Origin of the sequence: Sphingomonas sp. PAMC 26617 (assembly GCF_000242835.1) — a bacterium.
Taxonomy (GTDB): Bacteria; Pseudomonadota; Alphaproteobacteria; order Sphingomonadales; family Sphingomonadaceae; genus Sphingomonas.
On sequence record NZ_JH594425.1, the window covers coordinates 4,105,188 to 4,124,420 of the forward strand.

The following is a 19,233-nucleotide window of genomic DNA, read 5'->3' on the forward strand; positions in this document are numbered from 1 at the left end:
CCTTGGTCACTCGGCGGCCTGCGCGAGGACCGGCTCTTTCCACACAAGCACCGGCTTGCGCGCGGCGAGCGTCTCGTCGAGACGGCTGCGCGGCGCGAAATGCGGCGCGCTCTTCAGGCTGACGTCGCCTGCCTTCGCCCGCTCGGCGACCGAGCGAAGCGCCATGACGAACTGGTCGATCGCGGCCTTGGATTCGGTCTCGGTCGGCTCGATCAGCATCGCGCCGTGGACGACCAGCGGGAAGTACATCGTCATCGGATGGAACCCCTCGTCGATCAGCCCCTTGGCGATATCGATCGTCGAGAAACCGGCGGCGAGGCCGTTGTCGGAGAACAGCGCTTCATGCATGCACGGCCCCGACGCCCCGAACGGCGCGTCGAGCGTCTGGTCGAGGCTGCGCAGGATGTAATTGGCGTTGAGGACCGCATCCTCGGCGACCTGCCGCAGTCCATCAGCGCCGTGGCTGAGGATGTAGGTGAGCGCGCGCGTAAACATGCCCATCTGGCCATGGAACGCGACCATCCGGCCGAATGCGTGCGGGTGATCGTCGCCCGCGGTCTCTTCCTCGATCAGCGCGAAATGGCCATCGGCCTGCTTGGCGACGAACGGCAGCGGGCCGAACGGGGCGAGCGCTTCCGACAGAACAACCGGACCCGAGCCGGGGCCGCCGCCGCCATGCGGAGTCGAGAAGGTCTTGTGCAGGTTGATGTGCATCGCATCGATGCCGAGATCCCCCGGCCGCACGCGCCCGACGATCGCGTTGAAGTTCGCGCCATCGCAATAGACGAACCCGCCCGCCGCATGCACCGCGTCCGAGATCGTCCGCATGTCGCGCTCGAACAGGCCGCAGGTGTTCGGGTTGGTGATCATCACCCCCGCCACGTCCGGCCCGAGCCGCGCGATCAGCGCCTGCGTATCGACGCGGCCTTCGGCGGTCGCGGGGATATCCTCGACCTGATAGCCAGCGAACGCCGCGGTCGCCGGGTTGGTGCCGTGCGCGCTTTCGGGGACGAGGATGATCTTGCGATGCCCCTCGCCCTTCGCCTCGAGCGCGGCGCGAATCGCCAGCACGCCGCACAGCTCGCCATGCGCGCCCGCCTTGGGGCTCATAGCGACGCCGTGCATGCCGGTCAGCGTGATCAGCCAGGTGGCAAGCTCATGGATGACGCCGAGCGCGCCCTGCACGCTGTCGATCGGCTGGAGCGGATGAATGTCCGCGAAACCGGGGAGCCGCGCCATCTTCTCGTTGAGCCGCGGGTTGTGCTTCATCGTGCACGAGCCGAGCGGGAAGAAGCCGAGGTCGATCCCGTAATTCTGGCGCGACAGGCGCGTGTAGTGGCGCACGGTCTCTGGCTCGGACAGGCCGGGGAGACCGATGGCCGTATCGCGGAACAGACCGGCGAGGCGATCAACACTCCCCTCCCCTTCAGGGGAGGGGCTGGGGGTGGGGGGCGTCTCACCGAGACCTGCGCCTGGTACAGCCCCACCCCAACCCCTCCCCTGAAGGGGAGGGGCTTGCTCGAAATCCACCCCGGTCGTCTCTGCATCACCAATCTCGAAGATCAGCGCCTCTTCCAGCATCAGCGCCTTGTTGCCGGTCACCGTCGGGGACGCCTTGCCCCCGGAAACGGGCGCTTCGGGGCGCCATCCGCTTGCGTTGATGCTCATGCCAAGATCTCCTCAAGCGCTGCCGCCAGCGTTTCCACATCTTCTGCCGACGTCGTCTCGGTCACTGCGACGACGAGGCCGTTGGCGAGATCGCCCTCGCCCGGATACAACCGCCCGAGCGACACCCCCGCCAGGATCCCGCGATCCGCCAGCGTCCGCACGACCGGGCGTGCCTCGACCGGCAGCTTGAGCGTGAATTCGTTGAAGAAGGCAGGCGTGACGAGTTCGACGCCGGCAACCTTGCTCAACCGCTCCGCCGCCGCGACCGCGCCGCGATGGTTGATCTGCGCCAAGGTGCGCAGCCCCTTCTCGCCCAGCAACGTCATGTGGATCGAGAAAGCGAGCGCACACAGCCCGGAGTTGGTGCAGATGTTCGACGTCGCCTTCTCGCGCCGGATATGCTGCTCGCGCGTCGACAGCGTCAGCACGAAGCCGCGCCGGCCATCCGCGTCATAGGTCTCGCCGCACAGCCGACCCGGCATCTGGCGGACATATTTGTCCTTGCAGCCGAACAGCCCGACATAGGGCCCGCCGAACTGCAACCCGACGCCGAGCGATTGCCCTTCGCCGACGACGATATCCGCGTCCATCTCGCCCGGCGCTTTGATCGCGCCCAACGCGACCGGCTCGGTCACGACCGCGATCAGCAGCGCCTTGTTGGCATGGCACGCATCGGCCAGCGGCGTGAGGTCCGCGATCCGCCCGAGAATGTCGGGATATTGCACGACGACGCACGACGTATCCTTGTCGATCGCGGCGATCAGCGTCTCGAGATCGGTTTCCGCGCTCAGCGTCGGCGTGGCGGTTTCGAGCAGGTCGCCCGTGAACTTGGCCATCGTCTTCGCGACCGAAACATAATGCGGGTGCAGCCCCGACGACAGGATTGCCTTGCCGCGCTTGGTGATCCGCCGCGCCATGCCGATCGCTTCCCAGCATGCGGTCGAGCCGTCGTACATCGACGCGTTCGCCACATCCGTGCCGAGCAGCCGCGCGACCTGCGTCTGGAACTCGAACAGCATCTGCAGCGTGCCCTGCGCGATCTCGGGCTGGTACGGCGTATAGGCGGTGAGGAACTCGCCACGCTGGATCAGGTGATCGACCGAGGCGGGGACATGATGCTTGTACGCGCCGCAGCCGAGGAAGAACGGCGCTTCCCCCGCGGTCAGGTTCTTGCGCGCGAGGGCGGTCATGTGCCGTTCGACCGCCATTTCGCTGGCGTGCATCGGCAGGCCGTGAATCGGTCCGTCGAGCCGCGCGGCTTCGGGCACGTCGACGAACAGATCGTCGATCGTCGCCACGCCGATCACGCCGAGCATCGCATCGCGGTCAGGCTGGGTCAGGGGGAGATAGCGCATCTATTATACTCCTCCCCTCCCGTTCAGGGGAGGGGCCGGGGGTGGGGCCGTGCCACGAGTGGAGCGCCCGCGGAGAGGCCCCACCCCAACCCCTCCCCTCAAGGGAAGGGGTCAGTTCAGATCACAGCTTCTCGACGAACGCCTTGTAAGCAATCTCGTCCATCAGCGCGTTGAGCTCGTCGGTGTCGCTCAGCGTCAGCTTGAAGAACCAGCCCTCTGCTTCGGGATCCTCGTTGACGAGCCCGGGCGTGTCGCCGAGCGCGGCGTTGCCCTCGATCACCGTGCCGGACACCGGCGAATAGACGTCGGACGCGGCCTTGACCGATTCGACCACCGCGGCTTCGTCGCCCTTGGCGAATTCCTTGCCCTCTTCGGGCACGTCGACGAATACGATGTCGCCAAGCTGGCTCTGCGCATATTCGGTAATGCCGACGACGCCGACGTCACCATCGACATCAACCCATTCATGATCTTCGGTAAAATAACGGCTCATCACTTGCCTCCTGCGCGGACATAGCGGTGGGGAATGAACGGCATTGCGGTGACGGTCGCCTGATGGACCTTGCCGCGCTGCGCGAGTTGAATCGTGGTGCCCGCAACCGCCAGCGCGGTCGGGACATAAGCCATGGCGATCGGCGCACCGACGCTCGGCGCGAACCCGCCCGAGGTGACGCGGCCGACTTCCGAGCCCTGATCGTCGAGCACTGCCGCGCCTTCGCGCACCGGCTGGCGCCCTTCGACCAGCAGGCCGACACGCTTGATGATCGCGCCCGACTCGCGCTCGGCGAGAATGCGCGGTGCGCCCATGAAGTCGCCCGCCTCGCGGCGGCGCTTCGACAAAGCGAAACCGAGGTCCGCCTGAACCGGGGTCGTCTCGGGGTCGAGATCATGACCGTACAGCGGCAAGCCCGCCTCGAGCCGCAGCGAATCACGCGCGCCAAGACCGATCGGCTTGACCTCGGGCTCCGCGGTCAGCGCATCGGCAAGCGCCTCGACGTTTTCGGCAGGGACCGAAATCTCGAACCCGTCCTCGCCGGTATAGCCCGAGCGGCTGATCCACAGCGGCACGCCGTTCCACTCGAACGCGCCTGCGGTCATGAACACCAGCGCTTCGACGCCCGGCACCAGCCGCGCGAGCGCATCGACCGCCTTGGGCCCCTGCAACGCGAGCAGCGCCTGGTCTTCCATATGGTTGAGCGCGATCCCGTCGGGAAGATATTCGAGCAGATGCGCGATATCGTCGATCTTGGTCGCACCGTTGACGACCATGTAATAGCCCTGGATGTCGAACGGGTTGGCATCCGGCAGATGCGTGAACATCAGGTCATCGAGGATGCCGCCATCCTCCGACAGCAGCAGCGAATAGCGCTGCTTGCCTTGCCCCAGCCCGGCGACATCAGCCGGCAGTACCGCTTCCAGCGCCGCGACAACGTCTGCGCCCTCTTCCGAGCGGAACAGCAGCTGGCCCATGTGGCTGACGTCGAACAGCCCGGCCGATTCGCGCACCCACAGATGCTCGGCCATGATGCCTTCATATTGGACGGGCATTTCGTAGCCCGCGAACGGCACCATCCGGCCACCCCGCGCGCGATGCCACGCATCGAGCGGCAATTGCTCGATGGCAATCTCGTCGGCTTCGGTCTCGTAAGGGTCGAGGTCGCTCATGTTGGTCTTCCGCAAGAGGTCAACGGCGCGCCATGGCGCCGGAACGCCGTGATGTGCCGCCCCCTCTGTCACGGAACCTGAGAGCTTTCACGGAACCACATGGTCCGCTTACCCCTTCGGTGGCGCTCGCCCACAGGGCAGCGCGCTTTCCAGAGTGTCGAGTCGATCCGCGCGGTCCGGTTGCCTGAGAGATTCCGGGGCGGTTGCTCCTTCGGCGGTCCGAGTTGCCCCGGACGCTCTCCCGCGCGTACCCTTGACGGTTGCCCGTCAACGACGCGGCCGGTTTGCCGCGCCGCAACAGGCAAGTCAACGAGAAGGCTCAGCGCGTCGCGTTATATTTGAGCTGTTCGTCGGTCAGCTGGAAGCCGACCAGCGCCTCGAAGCTCGCGCGGAGCACCGCCTGGCGGATTTCCGGACGGGTCAGCGGGTCAGTCGCGGCGTCTTCGTCGCCCGCCTTGCGCTTCTCGGTCAGCTTCTTGCGAACATCGTCGGGCAGAGTCGCGGCGGCGCGCGACACGGTCGCCTCGCCCATGCCCTGCACCGCCGCGCGCGCCTGCCCCGCATCGAAATGCAGCGTCACGCGCCCGACACGCTTCGCGACGACCGCGGTGCCGCCCTGCACCACCGTCACGAAATACGGCAGCGTCACGTCGCGTGGCCCATCGGTGCGCACGCGGCGCCCCTCGACCGAGAAGGTCAGCTTGGTCAGCACGTCGCTGCCCGAATCGTCGCAGGTCGAGCGGACGTTGGTCAGCACCGCGGTCATGTCGAGCGCGGTCGCATCGCGGCTCGCGGGCGGATCGAACAGCGTGACGTCGCCGGTCGCGGCGGGCACGCCGACGCTCGGGCAGGCGTTGCGCACCGCAGTGATGCCGCCGGACGCATCGAGTTCTCCGGTATGGGCGCACCCGCCGAGCAGAAGCGCACCGCACGCGCTGGTCGCGAGGGCGGCAATGGCTGATTTCCGGATGGTCACGGGGGCACGCACCTTATCATGCAAAAGGAATCCGCAACCGATAGGAGAGCGCGCGGACGTCCCGCTTCATAGGAAGCGGCTTTCGCGCACGCAAGCAATCGCGTAGGCTTGGGCCAGCATGAGTATCCCCGTCGAAAAGCCGCCACTCGAGCTGGTCATCGCCGCCCCCCGCGGATTTTGCGCAGGGGTCGATCGCGCGATCCAGATCGTCGAGCTGGCGCTGCAGAAGTTCGGCGCCCCGGTCTATGTCCGGCACGAGATCGTCCACAACCGCTTCGTGGTCGACATGCTGCGCGACAAGGGTGCGGTGTTCGTCGAGGAACTCGATCAGGTGCCCGATGGCGTGCCCGTCGTCTTCTCCGCGCATGGCGTCCCCAAGGCGGTGCCCGACAAGGCGACCGAGCGCGGGCTCGCCTTCCTCGACGCGACCTGCCCGCTCGTTTCCAAGGTTCACCGCCAGGCCGAGCGAATGGTCGCGCTCGGGCGGCATATCGTATTTATCGGCCATGCGGGCCACCCCGAGGTGATCGGCACCTTCGGGCAGGTGCCCGAGGGCGCGATGACGCTGGTCGAGACCGTCGCCGATGCGGAAGCCTACAGCCCCGCCGACCCCGCGACCCTTGCCTTCCTGACGCAGACCACGCTGTCGATGGACGATACCGCCGCGGTCGTCGCGGTGCTCAAGGCGCGCTTCCCGTCGATCCAGGGGCCGCCGGGCGAGGACATCTGCTACGCCACCTCCAATCGCCAGGCCGCGGTCAAGGCGATCGCGCAGACGTGCGACGCGATGCTGGTGATCGGCGCGCCCAATTCGTCCAATTCGGTCCGCCTCGTCGAAGTTGCCGAACGCGAAGGGACACGCGCGCACCTGATCCAGCGCGCGGCGGAACTCGACTGGGACTTCCTCAAGGACGTGCGCATTCTCGGGCTGACCGCAGGCGCCTCTGCGCCCGAGGTGCTGGTCCGCGAACTCGTCGACCGGCTCGGCGAGCGCTTCACCGTCACCGAACGCGAGGTCGAGACCAAGCGCGAGACGGTGTCGTTCAAGCTGCCTCGCGGCCTCGACGTCGCGGCCTGAACCATGGCGGTCTACACGCATGTCTCGGCCGAGGCGTTCGGCCGCTTCCTCGACGGGTTCGATTGCGGCACGCTCGTCTCCGCGAAGGGAATCGCGGAAGGGGTGGAGAACACCAATTATCTGGTCGACACCACATCCGGACGCTTCATCCTGACGCTCTACGAAAAGCGCGTCGATGGCGACGACCTGCCGTTCTTCCTCGACCTGCTCGATCATCTTGCGGCGCGCGGCAACCCGGTTCCGCCCGCAATCAAGGACCGCAACGGCACCGCGATCCATACGCTCGAAGGCCGCCCGGCGTGCCTGATCCAGTTCCTGCCCGGCGTCTCGCTGTCGCACCCGACCCCGACTCAAGCCGCCGCGACCGGGGCGGCGATGGCGGCGATGCACGCGGGGCTCGCCGATTTTCCGCAGACCCGCCCCAATACGATGGGCGTGGAAAGCTGGCAGCCGCTGTTCGCGCGGTGCGGCCAGAGCTTGAACGAGATTGCACCCGGGCTTTACGACACGCTCGGATCCGCGCTCGATGGCGTTATGATACGCTGGCCCCGCGACGTGCTCGAGCAGTCCGCAATCCATGCCGACCTGTTCCCCGACAACGTACTGATGCGTGGCGATGACGTATCCGGGCTGATCGACTTCTATTTCGCCTGCACCGACATCCGCGTGTTCGATCTCGCGATCATGCACACCGCCTGGTCGTTCGATTCGACCGGGACGCACTACGATGCGGCGATCGGCGATGCGGTGATTGCGGGCTACGCAACGGGATTCCCGTTGAGTGACCTGGAAAAGCAGCATTTCCCGACGCTTGCCAGCGGGGCCTGCCTCCGGTTCGCACTCTCGCGCGCGTGGGACTGGCTCAACACGCCCGCCGACGCCTTGGTCACGCGCAAGGATCCGCTCGCCTATGTCCAGAGGCTGTCGCATTATGCGCCGGAGCTGGCTAAGCGGACGCGATGACTGACGCTGCGCCCACCACCCCGCCCGAACTGACCAAAGTCGAAATCGCCACCGATGGCGCCTGCAAGGGCAATCCCGGCCCGGGCGGCTGGGGTGCGCTGATTCGCAGCGGCGGGACCGAGAAGGAATTGTCGGGCGGCGAGAAGCTGACCACCAACAACCGCATGGAGCTGATGGCCGCGATCGAGGGCCTGCGCGCACTCAAGCGGCCGTGCCGAGTGACGCTGTCGACCGACAGCCGCTATGTGATGGACGGCCTGACCAAGTGGATCAAGGGCTGGCAGAAGAACGGCTGGAAGACCGCCGCGAGGCAGCCGGTCAAGAACGCCGAGCTGTGGCAGGCGCTGCTCGATGCCGCCAAGCCGCACCGGATCGACTGGGTGTGGGTCAAGGGCCACGCCGGGCACCCCGACAACGAGCGATGCGACAAGTTGGCGAGCGACGCCGCGATGCTGGCGGCGCGGCGGTAACGTCGCGCGCCGTACGTCAGTGCGTTCGGGACCGGCGCAAACCTCCCGTCACCCCGGCGAAGGCCGGGGCCGTTAGGTTATCCGGACGCAACGGCGCGACGGGATGCGGTATCGCCAGTCGCGCCATTCAACATGGCGGCCCCGGCCTTCGCCGGGGTGACGGAAAACGCGGGCGGGGCACTACAGCGCCCACCCACCATTCAGAACCGCTTGCTCGCCGTCAGCCCGATCGTGCGTGGCTGGTTGGTCGTGAAGGCGAGCCGCGCGCGCCCGCCGCGTTCGCGGTCGAACGACAGCAGCGCGTTCTCGTCGAGCAGGTTGTTGACGTAGACCGAGACCGCGAGGTCGTTCGCGAATTCCAGCCCGGCGCGGAGCCCGACCAGCTCGTAGCGCGGCAGGCGCAGGTCGATCACCGTCGAGGCGGTCGCGGGCGCACCGCCGAACGGCAGACCGGTGACGAACGTCCGCGGGTTGTTCTCCTGGTCGCCCGGTTGCGTGAAGCGGCTGCCGACATGCTGGAACGAACCGCTGAACACCGCATAGGTCGACGCGGCGACCGCGAAGCGGTAGCTGGCATTGGCCGATAGCTGGAACTTGGGCACCGACGGCAAGCGGTTGCCATCGCGGATCCCCTCGATCACGCTGCCGTTGGGCCGCGTGAGCGTCGCATCGAACTGCGCTTCCAGCACGCTACCCGACAATCCCAGGTCGAGCCCGGTCACCGGGGTCATCGACAGCTCGACCTCGACCCCCTTGGAATGCGCCTTGGGCACGTTGAACACGATCCGCGACGAACAGCTTCCGGCATCCGCCGTGACCTGCAAATTCTTGATGTCGTTGTAGAAAGCCGCGGCGTTGAGCGTGACGGGGCCGAACCGCGCCTTCATCCCGCCCTCATAGTTCCACAAGCTCTCGTCGCCATAGCGCGGGCGGTTGCCGAAGGTCGCGGCGTCCGGACCGCCCGCGCCGCCCGAACAGAGCGGAATGTTGAGCGGGTCGTTGACCCCGCCGAGCCGGAAGCCCTTGGATGCCTGCGCGTTGAAGGTCACGCGATCCGCCGCCTTGTAGCTCAGCAGCAATCGCGGCGAGAACCCTTCCGAGGACGTCCGGTCGCTGTTGTTGTCGCCATTGGTGAACAAGCCGCCGGACTTGAACACGCGCGATTCGTTGTAGCCGTAATAGCGCCCGCCCGCGGTCGCCTTGAGCCGAGCGGTGATCGCAAGGCTCGCCTCGCCGAAGATCGCGAGCTGTTTCAGCTTGTACGGAATGTTGGCGTTATACGGCGAATCCGCCGCGAACCCGTTGGCCACCGCCGCCGACGTCCCCGCGCCGAGCACCGAATCGGTGAAGGCGTCGTAGCCCGGCGTCGGCAGCCGCTGCGCATAGTTGCGGTCGGTGCTCGAGAAGAATCCGCCGATCAGCCACTGGAACGGGCTCGCATAGGCCGAGGCAAAGCGGATTTCCTGCGTGAACGAGGTCACCTTGGTCGTATCGCGCAGGTTGGACGGGAGCAGCACCGCCGCGGTCGGGAAGCCGAGGTCGACCGAAACGCTTCCCGTCAGCGCACTCGCGTCGCGGCTGACGAGGATGCTGCGGTCGGTGTAGCTCGTCACCGTGGTGATATCGACACCCTTGACGTTCGCCTGGATCGTCAGGTCGCCGATCTTGATATCGTCGGTGAATTTCTCGTCGAGCAGCAGATATTGCTCGCGGTCTCCGAGCGTCACCTGCGGGCGCGTCGTCGTGAAGCTGTTGGCGAAGAGGTTGTAGCGTTCCTCGCGGTTGAAGCCGTTGACGTCGATCTTCTGGTAGATGAAGCGCGGCGTGATGCTGAGCCCCTCGACCGGCTTGATCAGCACCGCGATCCGCCCGCCATAGCGTTCGCCGTCGTTGACGTTCTTGTCGACCCTGCCGCCCTCGCGCCGTGCGTCGATGAAGCCCGCATAGCGCGTATAATAGCCGACCGCGCGTACCGCGACCTTCTCGCTGAGCGGAAGGTTGATCGCGCCCTTGAGATGCCCGCCGAGCGCATCCTCCGCGACGACGTTGACGTTCGCCTCGACCGATCCCTCGATCCGGCTCGTCGTCGGCTGGTTGGTGATGTAGCGAATCGTGCCCCCGACCGAGCCCGAGCCGAACAGCGTCCCCTGTGGCCCGCGCAGCGTCTCGATCCGATTGAGGTCGTACAGGTCGAGATCGGGCGTGAACAGCGAGAGCGAAATCACTGATTCGTCAAGGTAGATGCCGACCTGCTCCTTCACGCCTGGCTGGTCGCGCGCGACCTGCCCGGCGGAGACGCCGCGGATCCCGACCTGGCTCTGCCCCGGCCCGAGGTTCTGGATCGCAAGCCCCGCGACGTTGCGCGACACGTCCTCGAGCGTCGTCGCGCCCGAACGGCGGATGTCTTCGGAAGTCTGCGCGTTGATCGAGAAGGGCACGTTCTGGATCGTCGTCGAACGCTTGTTCGCGGTGACGACGATGTCGTTGCCATCCGCGGCAGGTTCCGCCTGTTGCGCATCGGCCCCTGGCGCAACCTGCGCCAGCGCGGGCGTCGCAGCCGCGCAGGCGGCAAAGGTGATGATGGAAAAACCGGACGCCAAAGCGGCGCGCGCCGATGCATAGGCTTGCATTGATCCCCCCCTGTTTCCGGCGCCTTTGGCTACCGGTATGGGAGGACGCTAGTCCGGGTGAGGCCGCGTATCAAGTAGAACCGCGTCGGCCTCATTGCCGCGTCATTTCAGCGAGCTAACCTGCGGCAAACCGCTGCGGCGCATAGCGGGCGGCGTCGATCCCGGCGACGCTCGCATCCGGCGCGTGCCCCAGCAGCAGCGACGCCGCCAGCGCCGCCGCCGCGGGCGCGGTCTGGATGCCGAACCCGCCCTGCCCCGCGCACCAGAAGAAACCGGGCGCGTCGGGCGCGAAGCCGAAGACCGGCAGCCGGTCGGGCGCGAAGCTGCGCAACCCCGCCCAGCGCCGCTCGACCTTGGTCACGCGCCAGTCGACGACTCGCTCGAACCGGTCGATCGCGGTCGCCACGTCGATCTCTTCGGGCTGCGCATCGCCCGGGGCCGACTCGGTCTCGTCATGCGGGCTCAGCCAGATCTTACCGCCCGCCTCGGGCTTGAAATAGAAATCTCCGCCGATCCCGACGACATGCGGCAGCGTTTCCGGCGCGGGCGGATCGGTCGCGAGCTGCACCATCGTGCGGCGATAGGCGGTGATCCCGATCGGCGCGACGCCCGCCATCCGCGCGACCGGATCGGCCCACGCTCCGGCGGCATTCACCAGCACCGTCGCCGCGAACGTGCCGTTCGCCGTCTCGAGCGACCAGCCGTCGCCACTCCGCGTAACGCCGATGAGCGGTGCGGACAGCACCAGCCTGGCACCCCCCTTTCGAGCCGCTTTCAGGTAATGGCTGTGCAGCGCGGCGACGTCGATATAGGTGCTGCTCTGCTCGAGCACCCCAAGCATCCATTCGGGCCGCAACCCCGGCACCAGCGCGTGCGGGTCGACTCGCTCGAGCGCGACCCCGCTGCCGTCGAACTCGGCCAGAAACGCGTCGATCGCGGCATGATCCGCCGCGCGCCCGATGTGCAGCGACCCGAGCGCCTGGAGAAACCCGCCGCCGTGCAACGCCGCGCCCGACGCGGTCGTCAACGGCTGGACGCCGGGGCCGCCATAGGTCTCCGACCAGAACGCCGCCGAGCGCCCGGTCGCATGGAAACCGGGCAGATCCTCCGCCTCGAGCACCACGACCGAGGCGTGCGGCGCGATCGCGGCGGCAAGGCTCGCGCCCGCCATCCCCGCGCCGACGATCGCGACATCGTAGCGCATCGCCTACCGCCTCGCGTGCGCGGCGAGGAACGTGTCGATTTCCCCGATCGCGCGTGCGCGCACGCCATCCGCCTCGCGCAGGATCTCATGCGCCGATTCGGGGCCGAACCGCACGACGGTGCTGTCCGGCAATTTCGTCGCGACGCGCGCCGCAACCTTGGTCGAGACGAGCTTGTCCGCATCCGCGAGCAGGAACAGCAGCGGAATGCTGAGTGTCGCCAGCCGGGGATCCTCGCGCAGCCGGCGCGTCGACGTGAACGCCTGCGCGAGCCAGCGCCAGCTCGGCGGGCCAAGCAGCAACTCCGGGTGCGTGGCCTGCCAGAACAGCTCGTCCTCATAGCGCGCGGGATCGTGCGTCAGCAGCGACTGTCTCGTCTCGGTCGTGGCGGGCCGCTCATTGCCGCGCCATGCCGGGCGTGACGCCTCGCCGACGCGGCTCATCAGCCTCGCGACGCGTTCGCCGACTCGCTGGCCGACCGGACTGTGCAGCCCGAGCATCGGCGCGACGAGTACCGCCGCATCCGGAGTCGCCGCCCCCTCGGCCAGCGCCCGCAGCAGCAGATGCCCGCCCATCGAATGGCCGATCGCGACGTGCGGCCCGGGCCCCTGCGTCACCCATTCCGCCCAGAAGGCGCGAAAATCATCGATGTACTGCTGGAAATTCTCGATGTGCCCGACGTGCGCATTCTTGGACAGGCGCCCCGAGCCACCCTGCCCGCGCCAGTCGAACGAGGTGACGGCCCAGCCTTGCGCATGCCAATGCGCGAACGTTTCCAGGTACTTCTCGAAAACATCCCCGCGCCCGCCCTGGAACAGCAAGCGTCCCCGCGCCTTCGGCGGGGCAGGCCAGTCGAACCGGCGCAGCGCCCATCCGTCGGGCGCTTTCCAGTGCGTGATCCGCGCCGCTGCGGGAATCGCGCGCCGGTACAATTGGGGGGAGACCATCCGGCATGGTTACGTTTTCGAAAGGCACGCCGTCTAGGGCTTTCCCGCATGGGTGGGCTTTCTATGACGACGACGGTGCTGATCGCATTGGTCGCCTTGCTGGTTTCGGCGGGTGTCCAGGACGTGCGGACGCGCGAGATCGCCAATTGGAAGAACGCGGCGATCGCCTTGCTCGCGCCTTTGTGGTGGTGGGGTAACGGCCTTTCCCTCTGGCCCGACATGGTCGTCCAGCTCGGTCTGGCGCTGCTCGTCTTCGCGTTGTTCATCGCCGCGTTCCACTTCGGCTGGATGGGCGGGGGCGACGTCAAGATGATCGGCGCGCTCGCGCTATGGCTGCCGCTCCAGCCGTTGCTGGCGATGTTGACCGCCATGTCGCTGCTCGGCGGCGTGCTCACGCTGCTGCTGCTGGTCGACCGCGCGCTGCGCCGGCGGACCGGGCAGATCGAGGTTCCGTACGGCGTGGCGATTGCGATCGCTGCGCTTTTCGTACTGCGTGAACCGCTTTTTAACCACCTTGGTGGGAATGCTTAACGCGGGCCCAACCGCCCGTGTTCGAGAGGTCGGAAATGGATAGTCGTAAGATCCTATTGCTGGTGGGAGCGCTGATCGTAGCGGCGATCACGGCGTTCATGGCGCGGTCGCTCCTCATGGGCAGTCCGGCGCCGCAATCCGCCGCGATGGCGGTCGTCGCGGCCGCGCCCGACGGCCCGGACGTGCTCGTCGCGACCAAGGCGCTGCCGGTCGGCACGATCCTCGACGCGACCTCGCTGCGCTATCAGCCGTGGCCTAAGGACCTCGTCCAGAACGTCTATTTCATCAAGAAGCCCGGGTTCGACCCCAAGTCCCTCGCCGGCACCGTGGTGCGCAACGCGATCACCGCGGGCCAGCCGCTGACGCAGGGCGCGCTGGTCAAGCCGGGCGACCGCGGCTTCCTGGCGGCAGCGCTCGGGCCGGGGATGCGCGCGGTCACCGTGCCGGTGGAAGCGACCACCAGCGTCGCGGGCTTCGTCTTCCCGGGCGACCGGGTCGACCTGATCCTGACGCAGACCGTCGCTGGCGGTGGCGATGGCCCGCCGCTCAAGGCCGCCGAGACGATCATGCGCAACCTGCGCGTCCTCGCGACCGATCAGCGGACCGACAATGCCGCAGGCGATGACGGCAAGACCGTGGTCCACACCTTTTCCAACGTGACGATCGAGGCGACGCCCAAGATCGCCGAGCAGATCGCGGTCGCGCAGACGCTCGGCGCGCTGTCGCTGTCGCTGCGCTCGATCGCGGACAACAGCACCGAGCTGGAGCAGGCGATCGCCAGCGGCGACGTGTCGATGCCCGATGATCCCAAGGCCGAAAAGGCAATGCTGACCCGTATCTCGAGCGCGCCCTCCGCCGGGAGCAGCTCGCTCGCGACCGGGGCGGACGTGTCGCGGTTCCAGCGGCGCACGGTGCCCGGCAAGGCGGCCGAACCGTCCGGTGGCATGAGTGGCGGCGGCGGCGTCGGTGGCGGCGCGCCGGTCGCATCGGCGGCGACCTTCCCGGGCGCGGCCAGCAGCGGCCCGATGGTCCGGATCGCACGGGGCAATTCGGTGACGGCGGTTGCCGTCGAGGGGAAGAAGTAATGCGTAGCGTTTCGATCTCGGGCGGCTGGACGCTCGCCGCCGCGCTGGTCGCGGCCAGCCTGGGCACCCTGCCCGCCATCGCCCCCGCACAGACCGGTGCGAGCGCGACCACGCCGGTCTTCCAGCTCAACACCGGGCGCGGACGGCTCGTCACGCTCGTCCGGCCGATGAGCGACGTGTTCGTCGCCGACGACAAGATCGCCGACGTGCAGGTCCGCTCGCCGACCCAGCTCTACATCTTCGGCAAGGGCGCAGGCGAAACCACGATCTCGGCGACGAGCAAGAGCGGCGCGGTCGTTTATTCGGCGACGGTCCGCGTCGGCAACAACTTCGATTCGATCCAGCAGATGCTTAGCATCGCGATGCCCGAGGCGAAGATCGTCGCGACGCCGATGAACGGCCTCGTGCTGCTGACCGGCACCGTCTCCGGCCCCGAGGACGGCGCGGAAGCAACCCGCCTGGTGCAGGCCTATGTGGGGGATGCGACCAAGGTTCTGTCCCGGCTCGGCACCGCAACGCCGCTGCAGGTCAATCTGCAGGTCCGCATCGCCGAGGTGAGCCGCAGTTTCGTCAAGAACCTGGGGGTCAACCTGACCAACCGCGGCGGCGGCAACGTGCTGTTCGGCGTCAGCCAGGGGCGGCAGGGATCGATCTCGACGGTCCCGGGCGTGCCCGGTCTGCCGAATGCCCCGGTCGACGAGAACGGCGCGCGCCCTGGCAACTCCCTGTTCAAGTTTCCGGGCGGGACGGCCGCCGGCACGAGCTTCGGTCTGGCCGGACATCTGCTCGGCATGGATCTGCTGACGTCGCTCGACCTGGGCGAAACCGACGGCCAGGTCTCGACCCTCGCCAACCCAAATATCACCGCGATCTCGGGCGAAACCGGCTCCTTCCTCGCAGGCGGCGAAATCCCGATCCCGCTGAGCCAGGGGCTTGGCGCGGTCTCGGTCGAGTACAAGCAATATGGCGTCAGCCTCGCCTATACGCCGACGGTGCTCGCGGACGGGCGCATTTCGTTGCGGGTCCGCCCCGAGGTGTCGCAGCTGACCTCCGATGGCGCGGTGACGATCGCGGGCACGACCATACCCGCGCTGACCACCCGCCGGGCGGAAACGACGGTCGAGCTCGGCTCGGGCCAGAGCATGATGATCGCCGGCCTGCTCCAGAACAGCCACAACAACACGTTCACCAAGGCACCGGGTGCCGCCGACGTCCCGATCATCGGTGCGCTGTTCCGGTCGAACGCGTTCCAGCGGAACGAGACCGAACTGGTGATCGTGATCACGCCGTATCTGGTCAAGCCGGTCAACGCGAACGACATCGTCCTGCCGACCGACGGGATCAAGGCACCGACCGATCTCGATCGCGTGCTGTTCGGGCAGCTCGGCGGCGGGACTACCGGTGGGGAACGTCCCAAGCCCCGGATGGCGCCCGCTGCGCCGACCTATTCGGGCCCCGGCGAAATGGGCGCGGTTCCACCACCCGCCAAACCGGCGGACCCGCGTCCGGCGGCAACGGTCCCCGCCCTGCCCGCCGCGCCGACGCGCGCCCCAGCCAAGCGGGGCGAATCCGCCGCCCCCGGCTTCAACCTCAATTAAGGGCTCCCGAGATCATGATCACGGATACGCGTCCACGCGCGCTCGCAGCCGCCCTGCTACCGGCACTGCTCCCCGCACTCCTCCTCACGGGGTGCGCCGGAACGAAGAACCGCGGGCTAGAATCGGTCCACCAGCCGGTCGTGAGCCGGTCTAGCTACGCGCTCGACGTCACCACGACGCCGGACGGTCTCGCCCCCGGCGAACGCCAGCGGCTTGCGAGCTGGATGGCATCGCTCCGGCTTGGCTATGGCGATACGGTCGCGATCGAGGATCCCGGCTCCTATGGCCCCGGCGGCTATGGCGATACGGTCGCGATCGAGGATCCCGGCTCCTATGGCCCCGGCGGCTATGGCGACACCGTGCGCGATGTCGTTGCCGCCGAAACCGCGCGCTACGGCTTGATGGTGACGGGCGACACACCGCTCACTACCTCCCCGGTCCAGCCCGGCACGGCCCGCATCGTCATCAGCCGGATGACCGCGACGGTCCCGGGCTGTCCCGATTTCAGCCGCGTGCGCTCCCCCGAGTTCGAGAGCAACACCTCCTCCAACCAGGGCTGCGCGATCAATTCGAACATCGCCGCGATGGTCGCCAGCCCGGCTGATCTGGTCCGCGGCCAGACCGGCCATGCGATCACCGACCAGGCAACCGCCGGCCGCGCGATCGACCTGTATCGCAAGGCCGCGCCGACCGGTGGCGGTGGCACGATCATCAAGGCGGAAAGCAGCGGAGGCGGCAGCAAGTGAACGCACCCTTCAACCCAGCGCGCGTAGGAACGCGCGATCCGTTCGCCGCCTATGTCTGCGACGAAACCACCGCCGAGACGCTGCGCCCGGTCGCGGTCGAAATGGGCTGGCCACCCGAAAAGGTGAACAAGGGCGGCCTGCGCAACGCGGTCCAATCGCTGTCGGTCTCCGCCTCCCCGCAGATCCTGTTCGTCGACCTGTCCGAAAGCGGCGATCCGCTCAACGACATCAACGCGCTCGCCGAAGTGTGCGAGCCCGGCACGGTCGTGATCGCGGCGGGCCAGGTCAATGACGTGCGCCTGTACCGCGACCTCGTCGTCAGCGGCATCCAGGACTATCTCCTCAAGCCGCTCAGCCCCGACATGCTGCGCGACGCCTTCACGCACGCGCAGGCGATGCTCAATGCGCCCAAGACGGTCGAGGCATCGACCGAGCGCCCGCATATCTCGACGTGCTTCATCGGCGCGCGGGGCGGGGTCGGCGCATCGAGCGTCGCGACCTCGATCGCGTGGATGATGAGCGAGAAAGGCGCGCGGACGACCGCGCTGCTCGATCTCGACGTCCATTTCGGGACGGGCGCGCTCGCGCTCGACCTCGAACCCGGGCGCGGCCTGACCGACGCGATCGACAATCCGAGCCGGATCGACGGGCTGTTCATCGAACGCGCGATGGTCAAGGCGAGCGAGCGCCTGTCGGTGCTGTCCGCCGAGGCACCGATCAGCGTCCCCGTGATGACCGACGGCACGGCCTTCTACCAGTTGCAGGAGGAGATGCGCGCCGCGTTCGAATGCACGATCGTCGATCTGCCGCGCGGCATGCTCGTCCAGCATCCGCATCTGATGACCGACATCCAGGTTGCGGTGATCGTCACCGAGCTGACGCTTGCCGCCGCGCGCGACACGATCCGGCTGCTGTCGTGGCTCAAGTCGAACGCGCCGCAGACGCAGGTCGTGGTCGTCGCGAACAAGCTCCAGGTCGCCGCCCAGCTCGAGATCAGCCGGAAGGACTTCGAGGGGTCGATCGAACGCAAGATCGATTTCGCGATCCCGTTCGACCAGAAGCTCGCGGCGCAGGCCGCGAAGCTTGGAAAGCCGATGGCCGAGGTGGGGAAGAATTCGAAGACGGTCCAGCCGCTCGCCGACCTCGCGACCAAGCTGATGGCGGTCGGCGATTCCGCTGAATCGATCGACAGCGCCGGCAACGCCAAGCCCGCCGCAAAGGGCACGTCGCTGATCGGCAAGTTCGACCTGAAGGCGATGCTGTCCAAGCCGGCGAAGAAGAAATGACGCCGATCCCAGGCGCCGTAAACGCGATCGTAACGCTGCGGGGAGCTTGATAGCGCCATGCAACTGATGCCGGTCCTATCGCTGGGTATAGGTGCGATCGTCGTGCTTCTGCTGATGGCGTTCGCCCTTGCCGGGCCCAATGCGGAACGCGCGGGTTCGCGCCGCCTCGGCGCTTTGCGCGCGCGCCACAGCGGGTCGGCCAACGTCCTCGCGGATGCGCAGTTGCGGCGCATCTCGCAGGCGCGCAGCAACCGGATGGACGTCGCCGCCGCGCGGTTCCTGCCCAACCCGGCACTGCTCAAGAAGCGGCTCGCGATGACCGGCAAGACCTGGACGGTCGGCCAATATGGCATGGCGACGCTGGGCGCGGTGGTCGGGATCACGCTGCTGTTCGCGATTCTCGGCCTGCCGCTCCTGCTCGCGCTGCTGCTCGGCGTGGTGGTCGGCGCGGGCGTGCCGCACATGGTCGTCGGCTTCACGATCAAGCGGCGCATCAACAAGTTCACCTCGAAATTCCCCGACGCGATCGAATTGCTCGTCCGCGGCCTGCGCTCGGGCCTGCCGATCACCGAGACGATCTCGGTCGTCGCGAACGAGGTCGACGGCCCGGTCGGGGTCGAGTTCAAGGCGATCACCGACAAGATGAAGATCGGCCGGACGATGGACGCGGCGTTGCAGGACACCGCCGACCGGCTCGGCACGCCTGAATTCCAGTTCTTCTGCATCACCATCGCGATCCAGCGCGAGACCGGCGGCAATCTTGCCGAAACGCTCGCCAACCTCGCCACGGTGCTGCGCATGCGCGGGCAGATGAAGCTCAAGATCAAGGCGATGTCGTCGGAATCGAAGGCGTCCGCCTATATCGTCGGGTCGCTGCCGTTCATCGTCTTCACGCTGATCTGGATGATCAATCCGCCGTACATGGCGAACTTCTTCATCGACCAGAGGCTGATGGTGACCGGCGGGATCGGCATGCTGTGGATGGGAATGGGCGCGTTCATCATGAGCCGCATGGTCAGTTTCGAGATTTAAC

The 19,233-nt window shown here is 67.4% G+C and carries 17 protein-coding genes and 2 riboswitches; of the genes, 9 read left to right on the forward strand and 8 right to left on the reverse strand.

The window, feature by feature from the left end; genetic code table 11:
• Positions 1 to 6: 6 nt before the first annotated feature.
• The 5 genes from gcvPB to RH91_RS18340 form a co-directional block, all read right to left on the reverse strand.
• Positions 7 to 1,668, reverse strand: coding sequence for an aminomethyl-transferring glycine dehydrogenase subunit GcvPB (gcvPB, locus tag RH91_RS18320; RefSeq protein WP_010164599.1), 1,662 nt, complete (start codon positions 1,666 to 1,668; stop codon positions 7 to 9).
• Positions 1,665 to 3,023: an aminomethyl-transferring glycine dehydrogenase subunit GcvPA gene (gene gcvPA, locus RH91_RS18325; protein ID WP_010164600.1), complete on the reverse strand. Its 1,359-nt coding sequence runs from the start codon at positions 3,021 to 3,023 to the stop codon at positions 1,665 to 1,667. The genes gcvPB and gcvPA overlap by 4 nt, the downstream gene beginning before the upstream one ends.
• A gap of 121 nt (positions 3,024 to 3,144) precedes the next feature.
• On the reverse strand, positions 3,145 to 3,516 hold the full coding sequence (gene gcvH / locus RH91_RS18330) for a glycine cleavage system protein GcvH (RefSeq protein ID WP_010164601.1): 372 nt from the start codon (positions 3,514 to 3,516) through the stop codon (positions 3,145 to 3,147).
• The gene (gcvT, locus tag RH91_RS18335) at positions 3,516 to 4,688 is read right to left on the reverse strand and encodes a glycine cleavage system aminomethyltransferase GcvT (RefSeq protein ID WP_010164602.1); all 1,173 of its coding nucleotides are present in this window, start codon (positions 4,686 to 4,688) and stop codon (positions 3,516 to 3,518) included. Before gcvT ends, gcvH begins: the two co-directional genes overlap by 1 nt.
• 56 nt (positions 4,689 to 4,744) lie before the next feature.
• Positions 4,745 to 4,850, reverse strand: a riboswitch (glycine riboswitch).
• Positions 4,851 to 4,942: riboswitch (glycine riboswitch) on the reverse strand.
• 65 nt (positions 4,943 to 5,007) lie between these two features.
• A complete protein-coding gene (locus tag RH91_RS18340) occupies positions 5,008 to 5,664 on the reverse strand; it encodes a hypothetical protein (RefSeq protein WP_010164605.1) in 657 nt (218 codons plus the stop codon).
• Positions 5,665 to 5,782: 118 nt separating this feature from the next.
• On the opposite strand from RH91_RS18340, the gene ispH reads away from it, so the two are divergent.
• From ispH to rnhA, 3 genes are read left to right on the forward strand one after another with little or no spacing between them, the layout of a single operon-like run.
• A complete protein-coding gene (gene ispH, locus RH91_RS18345; RefSeq protein WP_010164606.1) occupies positions 5,783 to 6,742 on the forward strand; it encodes a 4-hydroxy-3-methylbut-2-enyl diphosphate reductase in 960 nt (319 codons plus the stop codon).
• 3 nt (positions 6,743 to 6,745) lie between these two features.
• On the forward strand, positions 6,746 to 7,705 hold the full coding sequence (gene thrB / locus RH91_RS18350) for a homoserine kinase (protein WP_010164607.1): 960 nt from the start codon (positions 6,746 to 6,748) through the stop codon (positions 7,703 to 7,705).
• Positions 7,702 to 8,175 (forward strand): ribonuclease HI, encoded by a 474-nt coding sequence (gene rnhA, locus RH91_RS18355; RefSeq protein WP_010164608.1) that lies wholly within the window; start codon positions 7,702 to 7,704, stop codon positions 8,173 to 8,175. Before thrB ends, rnhA begins: the two co-directional genes overlap by 4 nt.
• Positions 8,176 to 8,375: 200 nt before the next feature.
• Here rnhA and RH91_RS18360 read toward each other — a convergent pair whose 3' ends face one another.
• The 3 genes from RH91_RS18360 to RH91_RS18370 all read right to left on the reverse strand — a co-directional run bounded on the left by RH91_RS18360 (position 8,376) and on the right by RH91_RS18370 (position 12,954).
• A complete protein-coding gene (locus tag RH91_RS18360) occupies positions 8,376 to 10,805 on the reverse strand; it encodes a TonB-dependent receptor (protein ID WP_010164609.1) in 2,430 nt (809 codons plus the stop codon).
• 115 nt (positions 10,806 to 10,920) lie between these two features.
• The gene (locus tag RH91_RS18365) at positions 10,921 to 12,009 is read right to left on the reverse strand and encodes an NAD(P)/FAD-dependent oxidoreductase (RefSeq protein WP_010164610.1); all 1,089 of its coding nucleotides are present in this window, start codon (positions 12,007 to 12,009) and stop codon (positions 10,921 to 10,923) included.
• 3 nt (positions 12,010 to 12,012) lie between these two features.
• Positions 12,013 to 12,954, reverse strand: coding sequence for an alpha/beta fold hydrolase (locus tag RH91_RS18370; RefSeq protein WP_010164611.1), 942 nt, complete (start codon positions 12,952 to 12,954; stop codon positions 12,013 to 12,015).
• Between the two features lie 63 nt (positions 12,955 to 13,017).
• On the opposite strand from RH91_RS18370, the gene RH91_RS18375 reads away from it, so the two are divergent.
• The 6 genes from RH91_RS18375 to RH91_RS18400 are packed head-to-tail and all read left to right on the forward strand — an operon-like array spanning position 13,018 to position 19,232.
• Complete coding sequence (locus tag RH91_RS18375) at positions 13,018 to 13,485, forward strand: A24 family peptidase (protein WP_010164612.1); 468 nt, start codon at positions 13,018 to 13,020, stop codon at positions 13,483 to 13,485.
• Positions 13,486 to 13,520: 35 nt separating this feature from the next.
• Positions 13,521 to 14,570: a Flp pilus assembly protein CpaB gene (gene cpaB, locus RH91_RS18380; protein ID WP_029624058.1), complete on the forward strand. Its 1,050-nt coding sequence runs from the start codon at positions 13,521 to 13,523 to the stop codon at positions 14,568 to 14,570.
• Positions 14,570 to 16,168 (forward strand): type II and III secretion system protein family protein, encoded by a 1,599-nt coding sequence (locus RH91_RS18385; protein ID WP_010164616.1) that lies wholly within the window; start codon positions 14,570 to 14,572, stop codon positions 16,166 to 16,168. The genes cpaB and RH91_RS18385 overlap by 1 nt, the downstream gene beginning before the upstream one ends.
• A gap of 14 nt (positions 16,169 to 16,182) precedes the next feature.
• Positions 16,183 to 16,914, forward strand: coding sequence for a CpaD family pilus assembly lipoprotein (locus tag RH91_RS18390; RefSeq protein ID WP_010164619.1), 732 nt, complete (start codon positions 16,183 to 16,185; stop codon positions 16,912 to 16,914).
• Positions 16,911 to 18,200 carry an AAA family ATPase gene (locus tag RH91_RS18395; RefSeq protein ID WP_010164620.1) on the forward strand — a complete coding sequence of 430 codons (1,290 nt, stop codon included), beginning with the start codon at positions 16,911 to 16,913 and terminating at the stop codon, positions 18,198 to 18,200. Before RH91_RS18390 ends, RH91_RS18395 begins: the two co-directional genes overlap by 4 nt.
• A gap of 57 nt (positions 18,201 to 18,257) precedes the next feature.
• On the forward strand, positions 18,258 to 19,232 hold the full coding sequence (locus RH91_RS18400) for a type II secretion system F family protein (RefSeq protein ID WP_010164621.1): 975 nt from the start codon (positions 18,258 to 18,260) through the stop codon (positions 19,230 to 19,232).
• The last annotated feature ends 1 nt before the right edge of the window (position 19,233 follow it).

Excerpts from the sequence above, each read along its gene's own strand:
- gcvPB (WP_010164599.1), bottom strand. The coding sequence starts at position 1,668 with ATGAGCATCAACGCAAGCGGATGGCGCCCCGAAGCGCCCGTTTCCGGG.
- gcvPA (WP_010164600.1), bottom strand. The coding sequence starts at position 3,023 with ATGCGCTATCTCCCCCTGACCCAGCCTGACCGCGATGCGATGCTCGGC.
- gcvH (WP_010164601.1), bottom strand. The coding sequence starts at position 3,516 with ATGAGCCGTTATTTTACCGAAGATCATGAATGGGTTGATGTCGATGGT.
- gcvT (WP_010164602.1), bottom strand. The coding sequence starts at position 4,688 with ATGAGCGACCTCGACCCTTACGAGACCGAAGCCGACGAGATTGCCATC.
- ispH (WP_010164606.1), top strand. The coding sequence starts at position 5,783 with ATGAGTATCCCCGTCGAAAAGCCGCCACTCGAGCTGGTCATCGCCGCC.
- thrB (WP_010164607.1), top strand. The coding sequence starts at position 6,746 with ATGGCGGTCTACACGCATGTCTCGGCCGAGGCGTTCGGCCGCTTCCTC.
- rnhA (WP_010164608.1), top strand. The coding sequence starts at position 7,702 with ATGACTGACGCTGCGCCCACCACCCCGCCCGAACTGACCAAAGTCGAA.
- RH91_RS18360 (WP_010164609.1), bottom strand. The coding sequence starts at position 10,805 with ATGCAAGCCTATGCATCGGCGCGCGCCGCTTTGGCGTCCGGTTTTTCC.
- RH91_RS18365 (WP_010164610.1), bottom strand. The coding sequence starts at position 12,009 with ATGCGCTACGATGTCGCGATCGTCGGCGCGGGGATGGCGGGCGCGAGC.
- RH91_RS18370 (WP_010164611.1), bottom strand. The coding sequence starts at position 12,954 with ATGGTCTCCCCCCAATTGTACCGGCGCGCGATTCCCGCAGCGGCGCGG.
- RH91_RS18375 (WP_010164612.1), top strand. The coding sequence starts at position 13,018 with ATGACGACGACGGTGCTGATCGCATTGGTCGCCTTGCTGGTTTCGGCG.
- cpaB (WP_029624058.1), top strand. The coding sequence starts at position 13,521 with ATGGATAGTCGTAAGATCCTATTGCTGGTGGGAGCGCTGATCGTAGCG.
- RH91_RS18385 (WP_010164616.1), top strand. The coding sequence starts at position 14,570 with ATGCGTAGCGTTTCGATCTCGGGCGGCTGGACGCTCGCCGCCGCGCTG.
- RH91_RS18390 (WP_010164619.1), top strand. The coding sequence starts at position 16,183 with ATGATCACGGATACGCGTCCACGCGCGCTCGCAGCCGCCCTGCTACCG.
- RH91_RS18400 (WP_010164621.1), top strand. The coding sequence starts at position 18,258 with ATGCAACTGATGCCGGTCCTATCGCTGGGTATAGGTGCGATCGTCGTG.